The 13,401-nt window shown below is 70.4% G+C and carries 13 protein-coding genes; 3 read left to right on the top strand and 10 right to left on the bottom strand.

Going from position 1 to position 13,401, the window contains the following annotated elements; genetic code table 11:
• Positions 1–23: 23 nt before the first annotated feature.
• The 4 genes from ACEN9J_RS34210 to ACEN9J_RS34195 are packed head-to-tail and all read right to left on the bottom strand — an operon-like array spanning position 24 to position 4,292.
• On the bottom strand, positions 24–833 hold the full coding sequence (locus ACEN9J_RS34210; RefSeq protein WP_413765525.1) for an SDR family NAD(P)-dependent oxidoreductase: 810 nt from the start codon (positions 831–833) through the stop codon (positions 24–26).
• A gap of 20 nt (positions 834–853) precedes the next feature.
• Positions 854–2,218 (bottom strand): aromatic ring-hydroxylating oxygenase subunit alpha, encoded by a 1,365-nt coding sequence (locus tag ACEN9J_RS34205; protein WP_203207009.1) that lies wholly within the window; start codon positions 2,216–2,218, stop codon positions 854–856.
• A gap of 53 nt (positions 2,219–2,271) precedes the next feature.
• A complete protein-coding gene (locus tag ACEN9J_RS34200) occupies positions 2,272–3,279 on the bottom strand; it encodes a 2Fe-2S iron-sulfur cluster-binding protein (protein ID WP_413765524.1) in 1,008 nt (335 codons plus the stop codon).
• Between the two features lie 23 nt (positions 3,280–3,302).
• Positions 3,303–4,292, bottom strand: coding sequence for a Bug family tripartite tricarboxylate transporter substrate binding protein (locus ACEN9J_RS34195; RefSeq protein ID WP_413765523.1), 990 nt, complete (start codon positions 4,290–4,292; stop codon positions 3,303–3,305).
• A gap of 175 nt (positions 4,293–4,467) precedes the next feature.
• On the opposite strand from ACEN9J_RS34195, the gene ACEN9J_RS34190 reads away from it, so the two are divergent.
• The 3 genes from ACEN9J_RS34190 to ACEN9J_RS34180 all read left to right on the top strand — a co-directional run bounded on the left by ACEN9J_RS34190 (position 4,468) and on the right by ACEN9J_RS34180 (position 6,786).
• On the top strand, positions 4,468–5,232 hold the full coding sequence (locus ACEN9J_RS34190) for an IclR family transcriptional regulator (protein ID WP_261211158.1): 765 nt from the start codon (positions 4,468–4,470) through the stop codon (positions 5,230–5,232).
• Positions 5,233–5,297: 65 nt separating this feature from the next.
• Entirely contained in the window at positions 5,298–5,576 is a 279-nt protein-coding gene (locus ACEN9J_RS34185; RefSeq protein ID WP_413765522.1) for a helix-turn-helix domain-containing protein, read from the top strand.
• Positions 5,566–6,786: a type II toxin-antitoxin system HipA family toxin gene (locus ACEN9J_RS34180; RefSeq protein WP_413765521.1), complete on the top strand. Its 1,221-nt coding sequence runs from the start codon at positions 5,566–5,568 to the stop codon at positions 6,784–6,786. Before ACEN9J_RS34185 ends, ACEN9J_RS34180 begins: the two co-directional genes overlap by 11 nt.
• Before the next feature lie 18 nt (positions 6,787–6,804).
• Here ACEN9J_RS34180 and ACEN9J_RS34175 read toward each other — a convergent pair whose 3' ends face one another.
• Genes ACEN9J_RS34175 through ACEN9J_RS34150 form a run of 6 tightly spaced genes read right to left on the bottom strand, consistent with a single transcriptional unit; the run spans position 6,805 to position 12,915 of the window.
• A complete protein-coding gene (locus ACEN9J_RS34175; RefSeq protein WP_208512416.1) occupies positions 6,805–7,182 on the bottom strand; it encodes a VOC family protein in 378 nt (125 codons plus the stop codon).
• 31 nt (positions 7,183–7,213) lie between these two features.
• Positions 7,214–8,686: an SRPBCC family protein gene (locus tag ACEN9J_RS34170; protein ID WP_413765520.1), complete on the bottom strand. Its 1,473-nt coding sequence runs from the start codon at positions 8,684–8,686 to the stop codon at positions 7,214–7,216.
• A complete protein-coding gene (locus ACEN9J_RS34165) occupies positions 8,686–9,126 on the bottom strand; it encodes an SRPBCC family protein (RefSeq protein ID WP_057592685.1) in 441 nt (146 codons plus the stop codon). The genes ACEN9J_RS34170 and ACEN9J_RS34165 overlap by 1 nt, the downstream gene beginning before the upstream one ends.
• 3 nt (positions 9,127–9,129) lie before the next feature.
• Complete coding sequence (locus ACEN9J_RS34160; RefSeq protein WP_413765519.1) at positions 9,130–10,818, bottom strand: flotillin family protein; 1,689 nt, start codon at positions 10,816–10,818, stop codon at positions 9,130–9,132.
• A 17-nt stretch (positions 10,819–10,835) separates the two neighbouring features.
• Positions 10,836–11,666 (bottom strand): phosphoenolpyruvate hydrolase family protein, encoded by an 831-nt coding sequence (locus ACEN9J_RS34155; protein ID WP_413765518.1) that lies wholly within the window; start codon positions 11,664–11,666, stop codon positions 10,836–10,838.
• Between the two features lie 31 nt (positions 11,667–11,697).
• Entirely contained in the window at positions 11,698–12,915 is a 1,218-nt protein-coding gene (locus tag ACEN9J_RS34150; RefSeq protein ID WP_413765697.1) for a Tm-1-like ATP-binding domain-containing protein, read from the bottom strand.
• Positions 12,916–13,401: the final 486 nt, after the last annotated feature.

Here is a 13,401-nt window from a genome sequence, read left to right as displayed (position 1 = left end):
TGCGTCCTTCGTGGGAGGTTCGGTCAGGAATTCGGTGCGGGCGGGATCGGTCCGCCCTGGTTCGCGAAGCAGCCGACGTCGACCACCGTGCCAGAGACGGTGGCGGCGTCGTCGGACAGCAGGAAGGCCACGGCGTTGGCCAGGTCGCGCCCGTTGGCCGGGCGGCCCGCCACCGTGCCCGCGACCTTGCGGCCCGCGAACAGCGCGGCGTCGCCGCCCACGCGGCCCACGCTCATGCCCGAGACGATGCCGCCGCCGCCGGGGATCGCGAGGTTCACGCGGATGTGCTGGTGGAAGTGGTCGTAGGCCATCGCGGTGGTGAGCGCGAGCACCGCGCCCTTGCTGGCCGCGTAGGCCGCCATGTTGGGCTTGCCGTGGCCGGCGCCCGAGCCGATGTTGACGATCGAGCCGCCGCCCTGCGCGGCCATCGTGGGGATGACGGCGCGCGAGGCGAGGTACACGCCCTTCACGTTGACGGCCAGGATGCGGTCGAACATCTCCTCGCTCGTGTCGAGCACCGTGCCGAGCGGGCCGATGGCGGCGTTGTTGACCAGGCCGTCGATGCGGCCGAAGCGCGACAGCGCGCGTTCGACCACGCGTTCGACATCGGCGGCGCTCGACACATCGGCCTCGAGCACCTCGATGCGCTCGGCCAGGCCCGCGGCCTCGGCCGCGGCGCGCACGCCCTCGAGGCCTTGCGCGGTGCTCGAGACCTGCGGCTGCGCGAGCCCGAAGGCCAGCACGCGGTGGCCGCGCCGGGCCAGCTCGAGCGCAATGGCTTCGCCGAGGCCGAAGGTGCCGCCGGTGACGAGGGTGACGGGCTGGTGCGCCATGCCTGTTGATTCCGCTGCCGTCATCCGGCGAAGCTCGCCGCGCCGGTGTCGTGGCGGCCCAGCAGGGTGTCCCAGTCGGCGCCGTCCATGTAGTCGCGCCAGCGGCGGTAGAACTGGCGCGGGTTCTCCTCGCTGACCTGCAGGCTGACGTTGCCGGGCACCGGACCCTCGGTCGTGACCTTGCCCATCGACTGCTGGTAGTTGTAGGGATAGCGCTTGGCGATGGTGCCGCGGCTGCCCGCGGTGGCGTAGTTCCAGTTCTCCATGTCGTCCTGCTCGGTCATGCCGGCCGGACCCGAATAGCGCATGTAGTAGGTGCGCAGGAAGTCCTTCACCTCCTGCGGCGCGTCGGCGTCGACCAGGAAGAAGCGCCAGGCCTCGGTCGACTCCGGCCCGTTGGGATGCCACACGCAGAGGTTGCGCGGCTGCTTGCCGTGGAACGAGGTGTTCGGATAGATGGTGCCGACGAAGGGCACCAGCCGGTTCTTCTCGGCGCCGAGCCGGCGCTTGCGCTCTTCGTGGCAATGGCGGAAGTACTCGGCGATCACCGGGTTGTTCTTGTAGGTGTCGACGAAGGGCGTGTCTTCCGGCAGCAGCGCGCTGTGCACGCCGTGGCCGGCGGGGAAGTTCACCCACAGGTGCTGCGCGTACTCGAGCTCGTTGTCGCGCCGGCCCTTCACGCCGACCTCGGCGCTCGGGCCGATGCCGATCAGGTCGACCGAGCGGTGGCTCACGTTGTGATAGGTGTCGCCGAGGAAGTTCTCGGCCGCGAACTTCCAGTTGCAGGGGATCACCCATTTCTGCACGCCCACCAGCACCTCGGAGCCGCCCTCGCGGCCGTCGCGGCAGTCGAGCGCGAGGTCGAGGTGCGCGCGCGCGTCGCCCAGGTAGGTGAGGAAGTCGGGCGCGTCCTTGTCCCAGGTGGCCCACACCGTGCCCTTGTAGATCGCGAGCTGCGCGACCTCGATCAGCGACCAGTTCTCCTTCTCGAGGCAGCCGTCGTAGATGGCCTTGAACTGCGGCACGCCGAACAGCTTGCCCTCGGTGGTGTAGCTCCAGCTGTGATAGGGGCAGGTGAAGAGCTGCGTGTTGCCGTGGTCGTACTGGCACACCTTCATGCCGCGGTGGCGGCAGGAGTTGAGGAACACGTGCACCTTGTTCTTCTTGTCGCGCGTGAGGATCACCGACTCCGCGCCCATGCGCGAGGTGAAGTAGTCGCCGGGCTTGGGGATCTGGCTCTCGTGGCCCACGAAGAGCCAGGCGCGCGTGAACACCTTCTCGAGCTCTTCCTCGTAGACGTCCTTGCTCGAGAAGATCTCGCGGCTGATCGTGCCCTGCTTGAGGTCGACCATCCGGTGATAGACCATCGGTGTCGTCGTCGTCATTCGTTGCGTCCTTGTCGTCGTGTGCGTCGGGTGGGGAATCGGAAAGCGGCGCTTCAGTTGAAGCGTTCGCAGAGCATGTCGGCGCGCGCCAGGCCGGCCGAGGCCGCGGCACTGCGGCCGGCCTCGACCATCGGCGGCGGGCCGCACAGGTAGATGCGCGTGGCGGGATCGAGCGCGAGCGTGCCGATCAGGTCGGTGGCATAGCCGCCATGGCAGGCGTCGCCGGGCTCGGCCTCGGCGGCCAGGCGCACCTCGAGCGCCGGCAGCCGTTGCTTGAGCTGTTCGATGCGCTCGAGCGCGAACAGGTGGGCGCTGGTGCGCACGCCGAGCAGCAGCGTGGTCGGCTGCATCGCCGCGCCTTCGCGCGCGGCGATCGCCTCGAGCATCGAGAGGAAGGGCGCGAGACCGGTGCCGCCGGCCACGAACAGGCGCGGCCGCGGTTCCTGGCGCAGGAAGAAGCTGCCGCGCGGCTCGCTCAGTTCGAGCGTGGCGCCGACCGCGGCCGACTGCGCGAGCCAGCTCGAGAAGGCACCGCCGTCGACCAGCCGCACATAGAACACCAGCGTGCTGTCGCCCGAGGCATTGGCCATCGAGTAGGAGCGCCAGGCCTCGCTGCCCGCAGCGCGCAGGCGCACGTACTGGCCGGGCTGGAAAGTCACGGGCGCATCGACGCGGACCTCGAGCCGCATCGTCTCGAGCGCCACGCGCTCGATCGCGCTGACCGTGCCCGCGATCGGTGGCGGCTCCTCGGCCGTGGCCTCGGAGAGGTCGTAGGGCAGCTCGATCACGCAGTCTTGCGTCGTGACACGCGAGACGCAGCACAAGGTGGCGCCGTCCGCGCGGTCGGCATCGGGCAGCACGGCGCGGTCGTAGTCGCCGAGTTCGACGCTGCCGCAGACCAGCTGCGCGGTGCAGGTGCCGCACTGGCCGTTGCTGCAGTCGGTCAGCAGGTGGAGCCCGGCCGCGGCGGCCGCGGCCACGACGGTGTCGCCGGGATTCGCGTCGACGCGGCGCGTGCCGCCATCGGCGAAGAGCAGGGTGATCGCGACGCTGGCGCTCATCGGTGGCTCCTTGGGTGCGCCGGTCAGTCGACCTTGAGGTTGGCGTTCTTCGCGAGCGCGGTCCAGCGCGCGATGTCGGCGGCGATCTGCCTGCCGAAGGCCGCGCTGTCCACATGGCCCGGCTCCATGCCGAGGGCCTGCAGCTTCTTCACCGTGTCGGGCTCGGCCAGCACTTCCTTGAGCGCGGCGCGGATGCGGTCCGCCACCTCGGTGGGCGTGCCCGCGGGTGCCACCAGGCCGGTCCAGATCGGCACGTCGTAGCCGGGCGTGCCCGACTCGGCGATGGTCGGCACCTGCGGCAGCACGCTCGAGCGCTTCGCCGTCGTCACGGCCACGGCCTTGAGCCGGCCGGCCTGGATCTGCGGCAGCACGGCCGCGATGTCGAGGAAGCCGAGGTCGACCTCGTTGCCCAGCAGCGCGGTGATGACCGGCCCCGTGCCCTTGTAGTTGACGTGCGTGAACTTCGCACCGCCCTCGCTGGTGTAGAGCTCGGCCGCGAGCTGGAACGAGGACGAGGCCACGCCGTGGTTGAGTCCGCCGGCCGGTGCCCTGGCCGCGAGCGCCTTGAGCTCGGCCATGGTCTTCGCGCTCGACGCGGCGTTGGTCGTCACCACCAGCGGGAACGAGCCCAGCAGCGCCACCGGCTGGAAGTCCTTGACCGGGTCGTAGGGCAGCTTGCCGTAGACCGCCGGGTTCACCGTCATCGCGCCCGACGAGGCCACGAACAGCGTGTAGCCGTCGGCCGGCGCCTTGGCCACCAGCTCGGCCGCAATGATCGAGTTGGCGCCCGCGCGGTTGTCGACCACGAAGGACTGCTTGAGCCGCTCCGAGAGCTTGACCGAGATCAGCCGGGCCAGGATGTCGTTGGTGCCGCCGGGCGCGAAGCCGACCACCACGCGCACCGGCTTGTCGGGGTAGGCGGCCTGCGCGGGCGCGGCCAGGGCTGCAAGGCAGAGGGCGGCGGCCGCCAGCAGAGAGCGGCCGCGGAGGCGGGAAGGGGTGGCGGGGTTCATCGTGTCTCCAATCGCTTGTCGGTCCGTTTTGTCCATTGTGCGGACAATGCGCTCATTATACGGACAAGATTCGATCGCGCAATCGGGTCGCGTCGGCGCGGCCGCGCGGCGTGGGGGAGGGGATCGGGCGGGAAGCGAAAATGCCGCGATGCAAAGCGACGACACAGGAGGGGCCATGGAGCCGAAGGAGAAGAACTCGGAGAACGTGCGCGCGGTCAACCGCGCCCTCGACATCCTTCTGGCGTTCACCAAGGACGACGCCGAGCTCACCGCCGGCGAGCTGCTGCAGCGCGTGGACCTGAGCCGGCCCACGCTCTACCGCATCCTCTACACGCTCGAGACCAAGGGCTTCATCGTCTCGGTCGGCGACCCGCAGCGCTTCCGGCTCGGGCCCTCGGTGGCGCGGCTGTCGCACGTGTGGACCGAGACGCTGGACCTGTCGGCGCTGGCCGAATCGATCATGCGCGGGCTGTGGAGCGAGACCCGCGAGACGGTCGCGATGTTCGTGGCGCAGGGCGAGATGCGTCTGTGCCTGGCCGAGATGCCGAGCCCGCAGCCGCTGAACTTCAAGCGCGGCGTCGGCTACACCGAGCGCATCGCGCGCGGCGCCAGCGGCCGCGCGATCCTGGCCTTCATGCCCGGTGCCGACGAACGGCTGGAGCAGTACACCAGGGACCTGAAGATCGATCTCAAGAAGCTGCGCGCCGAACTCGAGCGCACGCGCGAGCGCGGCTACGCCGTCAGCCGCGACGAACTGATCGAAGGCGCCGTGGCCGTGGCCGCGCCGTTCTACAACGGCCGCGGCGTCGCGGGATCGATCGGCATCTTCGGCCCGGCCGCGCGCATCGGCGAAGGGCATGTGGATGCGCTGGGGCGGCAGGTGGTCGAGGCTTGCGCGCGGCTGTCGCAGGCGTTGGGGGTGAAGGGGGCGGTCCCGTAGCGGATCTTCTTTAAGAGTGTCCTGGATAATGGACATTTTCTGGATTTTTCCGGAAAATGTGGCGCATGCAGGACAAGATCAGGCTGCCCATCGAACTCGGCCAAGCCATTCAACGAGCGCGCAAGGAAGGTCGCCTGAAGGCAACCGACATTGCTACGCGGTCGGGCCGCGCGCGCAATGTCCTCTATCGGCTGGAACGCGGGGAGGACATCACCGTCGCGTCGCTGCTGGACATCCTGCGCGCCATGGATCTCACGATCCGCCTCGAGCGCCTGGGCATGCCCACGCTGGAGGAAGTCGCGCAGCGCTTCGGACAGGACGAGGACGACGACGATGCTTCCTGAAAAGATCAGGCAGCTCGAGGTCGAGATCGCCGGCGCGCCGGCCGGCCAACTGCTCAAGCATTCGATCTACGAGTTCCGGTACTTGGACAGCCGCGCGGAGCAGCCCTCGGTCGCGTTGCTCATGCCGCCGACCCGGCCGACCTACCAGGACGGCAATCTCTTCGCGGTGATGGACCAGAACCTGCCCGAGGGCGACCTGTACCTGCGGCTGCGCGCGATGTTTCCCAAGCAGGAGCTGACCCCGATGCACCTGCTCGCGGTGGTGGGGTCGAACGGCATCGGCCGACTGGGCTTCCGGCTGCCCGGGGCGCCGGCGCTCGCCGCGCCCCGGCTCATCGACCGCAAGACCCTGCTGGCCACCCGCTACACGCCCGAGGTGTTCGACGAACTGGTGAGGGCCTACCTGAGCACCGGTGCCGGCATCGGCGGCATGCAGCCGAAGATCATGGTGCCGGACCGGGTCAGCGTTCCGGTGCCCACCATCATCGTGAAGGCGGCCGCGCCGTCCTACCCCGGCCTGTCGGCCAACGAATTCCTGTGCCTGACAGCGGCCGGCCACGCCGGCATCGAGACACCCACCTTCGACCTCTCGGACGACGGACAACTGCTGCTGGTCGACCGCTTCGACATCGCCGCCGATGGCTCCCGCATCGCCTTCGAGGACATCGCGGCGCTGATGGGGCTTCGCGTGCGCGATATCCAATCCGACCGGAAGTACCACGGGAGTTACCAGCGCATCGCCGAGCTGATGCGGTACCTCCAGTTGCCGATCGAAAACCTCGAGCGTTTCTTCGAGCAGGTTGCTTTCAGCGTCATGGTGCGCAACGGCGACGGCCATCTCAAGAACTACGGCCTGCTCTATACCTCGGCGGCCGACTGCCGCCTCGCGCCGATGTTCGACGTGGTGACGACGTCCCTCTACCGGTACACGCGCTACGAAGGCGGACCCGAGCTCGAGGACCGCACATTGGCCCTCAAGCTCTTCGCCGGCAAGGGCCACACCAAGGCCTATCCGACGACCGAGGAACTGCTGCAGTTCGGCAGCAAGGTCTGCGCGGTCGCGAAGCCGGAAAGGGTGCTCGCGCGAATCGCCGAGGGAATGGGCAAGACACTGGACCTGGCGGCCCGTGACCCGCGGATTCCCAAGGAGCTGCTGGCACAGATGCGAGACATCTGGAGCGATGGCATGGCCCACGCCAAGGGTCGGTAGGCCAGAGGAACACCTGTCCTAAAGCGTCTCCGCCGGATCGAAATCCAGCTCCACCTTCGCCCCGTTCGGATCGTGGCAGAACAGCTGCCAGGTCCCCGCGCCCGCCTGCTGCCGCAGTTCGTACTTCACGCCCGCCGCGTCGAAGCGCGCTTTCACCGCGCGCAGGTCCTGCGCCGTGAAGGCCATGTGGTCGATGACGCCGGTGCGCTGCGCGGGCACGGGCCGGCCGAAGTACAGGTGCAGCACGGCCTGCGGCCCGCTGCCGTAGAGCCAGGCGCCCGGAAAGCCGAGGTCGGGCCGGTGGCCCACGCGCAGGCCGAGCAGGCCGGTGTAGAAGTCCAGCGTCTGGCGCTCGTCTTCCGCGGTGACGGTGAAGTGGTTCATGCCGACGATCACGGGCGTTCTCCTTGCATAGCGTTAACAGGCCCTAGGCCAGCAGAACCAAAGCGCCGATGCTGGCGCGCGATTCGAGGCGTTCATGGGCGCGCGCCGCGGCATCGAGCGCGAAGCGTTCGATCGGCGGCTTGCGGAGGGCGCCGCTGGCGAGCGCATCCCACAGGCGCTGCGCGCGCTCGGCCAGTTGCGCGGGCGTGGCGACGTAGTCGAACACCACGGGCCGCGAGAAGCTCAGCGACTTGGCGATCAGCAGGTCGGGCGGCAGCGCGGCCAGCGCGCCGCTGGCCTGGCCGAGGCTGATCCAGTGGCCGCGGCGCGCGAGCGCCGCATGGTTCTCGGCGCGCGCGGCCTCGCCGAGGCCGTCGACCAGCACGTCGACGCCGCCGCAGGCGCGCTGCACCGCATCGGCGAAGCGGTAGTCGCGCGTGACGACCACGTGCTCGCAGCCATGGTCGCGCGCGACGCGCGCCTTCTCCTCGCTCGAGACGGTGCCCACCACCACCGCGCCGAGGCTGCGCGCCCAGGAACACAGCAGCAGGCCGACACCGCCGGCCGCGGCATGCACGAGGATGCGCGTGCCGCGCTGCACGCGGCCGAGGTCGCGCAGCAGGTAGTCGGCCGTGAGGCCCTTGAGCAGCAGCGCCGCGGCCTCGTCGTCCTCGCCGGCCGCGGGCAGCCGCACCACCCAGTCCGCGGGCACCGAGCGCACGCTGCGGTAGGCGCCGGGCACGGGCCCGAGGTAGGCCACGCGGTCGCCGGGAAAGAGGCCGCTGACGCCGGGGCCGACATCGATCACGCTGCCGGCCGCCTCCATGCCGGGCACGCCGGGCGCGCCCTCCGACACCGGCAGCATCGACGGCATCCAGCCGCGGCGCAGGTAGACGTCGAGGAAGTTCACGCCGATCGCGCGCTGGCGGATGCGCACCTCGCCCTCTGCGGGCGCCGCCGCTTCGTCGTCGCGCGGGCGCAGGACCTCGGGGCCGCCATAGGCTTCGAGGCCCACGCTGCGCCGCGGCAGCGCGAGCGCGGCCGATGCGGCGATGCCCACGGAAGAGGTGGGCGCCCCGCGCTCGAGGTAGCGCCGCAGGTTCTCGAACCCCGCCTCGTAGACGCCGCGCGCCACCGTGTCGCGCAGCTCGCGTTCGCGGCCCGGCGGCGTGGCGAAGGTCGATTCCCAATGCCAGAAGGTGCGGTCGCCATCGGTCACGGGCTTCAGGGTGACGGTGGCCACGTAGCGCTGCAGCGGCAGGGTGGCCTCGACGATGCAGTAGGTGCTTTTGTGCTCGCTGTCCGACAGGCTCAGCAGCTGCTCGCGGATGCGGTTGCCGTCGCGCAGCGTGAAGCTGCGCACGCAACCCACCTGGTCGCCGCGCTCGTCGCCCTCGATGCGGCTGGCCTCCACCACCTCGTGCCAGTCGGCATGGCTGTTGAAGTCGCGCAGCACCGCCCACACGCGCTCGATCGGCGCGTCGATGACGGTGGAGCGCACGACCCGCTGCAGCATCAGCGTCCTCCGAAGTGCCGCTTCAGCGCATCGAAGCCGCCCTGGAACACGCCCTCGCCGATCGAGTCGGCCAGCTCGCGCTCGCGATGCTCCTCGCAGTCGAACTCGGCGCTCCATTCGGCGAAGCAGCGCCCGCCGTCGGTCACCGGCGTGAGCTTGAGCGTGGCGGTGTAGTGACTCACGCCCATCGGGCTCTCGAGGATCTCGTAGCTGCAGCTGTAGTCGTAGTCCGAGAGCGCGAGCAGCCGCTCGCGGATCATGCCGCCGTCGCGCAGGTGGAAATGGCGGATGCAGCCCACGCGGTCGGCCGGCTGGTTGTTCTCGATCCGGCTGTCGGCGATCAGCGGATGCCACTGCGGCAGGCCGTTGAAGTCGCGCACGCGCGCCCACACGTTGTCGGCGCTCGCGTCGATCACGCTCGAGACGTAGACGTTCACCATGCCTTATTCCTTGGGCGTGCCGGCGCCCAACGCGGCACGCGCGCCGCTGCTTTCGTTGACCAGCTTCTGAATGTCGCCGCCCTCGATGCCGATTTCGCGCAGCAGCTGGTCGACCAGCGGCGCCTGGGCCCGGAAGCGCAGCGCCGAGTTCACCAGCCCGTCGGCGAAGTTGCCGCCGCCCTCGGCATTGCGCGCGCCGCCCGAGGAACCGCCGAAGCCGTCGACCTGCAGGATCTTGATGCCCTCGATGCGCTCCATCGGCCGCACCGACTCGCGGATGATGCCCTCGGCCTTCTCCACCAGCCGCATGCGCAGCGCCGACAGGCGCGCCTCGGGCGTGAGCATGTTGTGCGCCTCGTTCATCCAGCGCGCGGCCTCGGCCTCGATCTCGGCGCGCACGCGCGTGGCATCGGCGCGGATCTTCTCTGCGTCGGCATCGGCCTCGGCCTGGGCACGCAGCGCGGCGCCGCGGTGCGCGCTCGCGTCGTGCTCGGCCTGGGCCGCGGAGGTCAGCCGCAGCGCCTCGCGCTCGGCGACCAGCGCGGCCGCGATCAGCTCGATGGTCTTCTTGCGCTCGGCGCTCTCGACCTCGCGCGCGGTGAACACCTTCTCCTCGGCCGTCACCGCCTGGGCGCGCGCGGCCTCGGCTTCTGCCTGGGCCTCGCTCTGCGCCTTGCTCTCGCGCGCCACGGCGATCGAGCGCTGCTGCTCGGCCAGCTCGAGCGAGGTGCGGCGCTCGAGCTCGGCGCTCTGGATCGCGCGCTCCTTGCCGATGCGCTCCTCCTCGATGGTCTGCTCCGAGCGGATGCGCGCGGCATCGATGCTCTGGCGCGCCGCGATCTGCGCGCTCTCGGCATGCTGCTCGCGCTGCGCGCGCTCGATCGCCACCTCGGCGCGCTGGCGCGAGCGCGCCATCTCGACCTCGCGCTGCTGCGTCAGCCGCGCATGCTCGCTCTCGCGGTCGATCTCGAGCGACAGCTTCTCGGCCTCGAGGTTCTTGTTGCGAATCGCGATCAGCGTGTCCTGCTCGACGTCGTTGCGCTGCTTCTTGCGGCGCTCGATCTGCTCGGTCAGCCGCGTCAGGCCCTCCGCGTCGAAGGCATTGCTCGGATTGAAGAACTCCATGCCGGTCTGGTCGAGCTGCGTGAGCGAGGCGGCCTCGAGCTCCAGGCCGTTGTTGGTCAGGTCCTCGGCCACCGCCTCGCGCACCCGCTTGACGTAGGCGCCGCGCTTCTCGTGCAGCTCCTCCATCGTCATCTCGGCCGCGGCGGTGCGCAGCGCGTCGACGAACTTGCCCTCGACCAGCTCCTTGAGCTGCTCGGGCTCCATGGTGCGCAGGCCCAGCGTCTGCGCGGCCACCGCCACCGACTCGGCCCTGGCCGCCACGCGCACGTAGAACTCGGCGATCACGTCCACGCGCATGCGGTCCTTGGTGATCAGCGCCTTGTCGCGCCCGCGGCTGACCTCCAGTCGCAGCGTGTTCATGTTGACCGGGATCACGTCGTGCACGATCGGCAGCACGAAGGCGCCGCCGTCGAGCACCACCTTCTGGCCGCCCAGGCCGGTGCGCACGAAGGCGCGTTCCTTGGAGCTGCGCAGGTAGAGCCAGTGCAGCAGCCAGACGACGATCGCGACCGCGATCGCCACCACCAGCAGCCCGAGGATGAAACTTCCGAATTGAGAACCTGACATGGATGTCGTCTCCTGGTTTATCGCGTGATCTGAACGAAGCGGCGCGTGGTCTCGGTCAGCGCCACCTCCGCGGGCAGGCGCTCCATCGAGCTGGCGCCATAGAAGCCGTCGCAGGCGGGGCAGCGCGCGAGCACGTACTGCGCATCCTCCGGCGTGGCGATGGGGCCGCCGTGAAAGAGCACGATCACCCCGGGGTTCACTTCCTGCGCGGCCGCGGCCCAGCGGTTGATCAGCGGCACGCAGTCGTCGAGCTTCAGCGAGGTCTCGGCGCCGATCGCGCCGCCCGTGGTCAGGCCCAGGTGGCAGACCACGATGTCGGCGCCCGCGCCGGCCATGGCGCGCGCATCGGCCTCGCCGAAGACATAGGGCGTGGTCAGCAGGTCGAGGGCGCGCGCGCGCGCCACGAGCTCGACCTCGAGGCCGTAGCCCATGCCGGTCTCCTCGAGGTTGGCGCGGAAGGTGCCGTCGATCAGGCCCACGGTCGGGAAGTTCTGGATGCCCGAGAAGCCCAGCGTGATCAGCCGGTGCAGGAACTCGTCGGGGATCATGAACGGGTCGGTGCCATTCACGCCCGCGAGCACCGGCGTGTGCTTCACCACCGGCAGCACCTCGCGCGCCATCTCGCACACGATCTCGTTGGCATTGCCGTAGGCCATCAGCCCCGCGAGCGAGCCGCGCCCGGCCATGCGGTAGCGGCCCGAGTTGTAGATCACGATCAGGTCGATGCCGCCGGCTTCCTCGCACTTGGCCGACAGGCCGGTGCCGGCGCCGCCGCCGATCAGCGGCCGGCCCGAGGCGATCTTGGTGCGGAAGCGCTCCAGCAGCGCGGTGCGTGAGATGCGGGTCATGGTTCTGGGCTCCTCCTCGGTTGTTCGTGGCTCATGCGCGGCGTGCGCCGGGCGCGGCCCGCGAGACCTCGCGCCAGGCCTCGACCAGCGCATCGGCGAAGGCTTCGTCGTTGATGTGCAGCGGCAGCCGCTTGAGCTGACGGTTGGGTCCGGGCCTGAAGCCGGCCTCGAGCGCCGCGAACAGCGCGCGGTCGGCCTCGGGGTCATGGAAGGGCTGGCCCGGCCGGTCGATGGCCGAGACCCCGCCTTCGGGAATGAGGAATCGCACCGGCCCACGCATGGCGTTGAGCTTGGCGGCGATGAACTCGCCGATGGCGCGGCATTCGTCGGCCGTGGTGCGCATCAGCGTCACCGTCGTGTTGTGGCGGTAGAGATTGCGCGCCCGGAAGCGTTCGGGCACGGTCTCCCAGGCGCCGAAGTTCACCATGTCGAGCGCGCCGCACGAACCCACGTAGGGCAGGGCGTGGCGCGCGAACACGTCGAGCCGGTCGGGCCCGGCCGACAGCACGCCGCCCGCGATCTCGTCGGCCACCTCGGTGGTCGACACGTCGATCGCGCCCGCGAGCAGGCCCGAGTCCGCGAGCTTCTCCATCGACTGGCCGCCCACGCCGGTGGCATGGAACACCAGGCAGTCCCAGTCGTCCTCGAGCCGCCGCGTCACGGCCTGCACGCAGGGCGTGGTCACGCCGAACATCGTGAGGCCGATGGCGGGCCGGGTCACGGCCGACACGGAAGCCGGATGCGCCACCATGCCGGCCAGCGCATTGGCTGCGTTCGACAGCACGCTCTCGCTGATGCGGTTGATGCCCTGCACGTCGGTGACCGAATACATCATGCAGATGTCGCTCGGGCCCACGTAGGGCCGTGTGTCGCCGCTGGCCATGGTCGAGACCATGAGCTTGGGCACGCCGATCGGCAGCGCGCGCATGCCCTGCGTGGCCATCGAGGTGCCGCCCGAGCCGCCGGCCGAGATCAGGCCGCCGAGGTCGCGCCGCGTGCGCAGGAAGGCCTCGAAGGCCAGGCCCATGGCGGCGGTGGCGCTGCCGCGGTCGCCGCTGAACACCGCCGACTCGCCCTTGGGATGGTGGCGCGCCACCTCGCGCGGATGCACGCTCGCGGTCGAGGGCTTGCCCGAGGTCGAGAGGTCGACCGTGACCACGCGCAGGCCCAGCCGCTCGATGCACTGGCGCAGGAAGAACAGCTCGCGGCTCTTGGTGTCGAAGGTGCCGGCCACGTAGGCCGCGCGCACGCTGCTCGCGGCCACCGGGAAGTCGAACACCTGGCCCGAGGCGGCCGCGGGCTGCGCCGCTTCGGGCGCGGGCTCGGGCGGTGCGATCAGGCGCGGGATGTCGGCCGCGGGCGCGGCCGTGCCGCCGGCGTTCCAGCGCGTGAAGCCGCGCACGCTGGCCGGCGCGAGGTCGTCGAGCGAGGGTGCGCCATCGCCATGGGCGCGGCGCACGGTGTAGACGCGCGGCGCATCGCCGCGGCCGTCGTCCCCGCCCGCGCGCGGCGCCGGTTGCCCCGCCTCGGCCTCGTCGCCATGGCCGCCCGAGCGCACGCCCAGCAGCTTCTCCTGCAGCTCGCGGTCGGCTGCGAGCTCGGCCGCCGGCATCTCGCGCGCGATGCGGCCGTTGACCATCAGGCCGATGCGGTCGGCCACCGAGATCGCCACGCCGAGGTTCTGCTCGATCAGCAGCACCGCGATGCGGCCCTCGGCCGCGAGGTCGCGCAGCGC

Source organism: Variovorax sp. Varisp41, assembly GCF_047325085.1.
GTDB lineage: Bacteria > Pseudomonadota > Gammaproteobacteria > Burkholderiales > Burkholderiaceae_C > Variovorax.
Note: the sequence above shows the minus strand (reverse complement) of the source record. Positions and strands in the feature narration are given on the sequence as shown.

What these genes read in the sequence shown, in the direction of transcription:
- ACEN9J_RS34200 (WP_413765524.1), bottom strand. Translation starts at nt 3,279, where the DNA reads ATGAGCGCCAGCGTCGCGATCACCCTGCTCTTCGCCGATGGCGGCACG.
- ACEN9J_RS34195 (WP_413765523.1), bottom strand. Translation starts at nt 4,292, where the DNA reads ATGAACCCCGCCACCCCTTCCCGCCTCCGCGGCCGCTCTCTGCTGGCG.
- ACEN9J_RS34165 (WP_057592685.1), bottom strand. Translation starts at nt 9,126, where the DNA reads ATGGTGAACGTCTACGTCTCGAGCGTGATCGACGCGAGCGCCGACAAC.
- ACEN9J_RS34190 (WP_261211158.1), top strand. Translation starts at nt 4,468, where the DNA reads ATGGAGCCGAAGGAGAAGAACTCGGAGAACGTGCGCGCGGTCAACCGC.
- ACEN9J_RS34155 (WP_413765518.1), bottom strand. Translation starts at nt 11,666, where the DNA reads ATGACCCGCATCTCACGCACCGCGCTGCTGGAGCGCTTCCGCACCAAG.
- ACEN9J_RS34170 (WP_413765520.1), bottom strand. Translation starts at nt 8,686, where the DNA reads ATGCTGCAGCGGGTCGTGCGCTCCACCGTCATCGACGCGCCGATCGAG.
- ACEN9J_RS34160 (WP_413765519.1), bottom strand. Translation starts at nt 10,818, where the DNA reads ATGTCAGGTTCTCAATTCGGAAGTTTCATCCTCGGGCTGCTGGTGGTG.
- ACEN9J_RS34185 (WP_413765522.1), top strand. Translation starts at nt 5,298, where the DNA reads ATGCAGGACAAGATCAGGCTGCCCATCGAACTCGGCCAAGCCATTCAA.
- ACEN9J_RS34205 (WP_203207009.1), bottom strand. Translation starts at nt 2,218, where the DNA reads ATGACGACGACGACACCGATGGTCTATCACCGGATGGTCGACCTCAAG.
- ACEN9J_RS34180 (WP_413765521.1), top strand. Translation starts at nt 5,566, where the DNA reads ATGCTTCCTGAAAAGATCAGGCAGCTCGAGGTCGAGATCGCCGGCGCG.
- ACEN9J_RS34210 (WP_413765525.1), bottom strand. Translation starts at nt 833, where the DNA reads ATGGCGCACCAGCCCGTCACCCTCGTCACCGGCGGCACCTTCGGCCTC.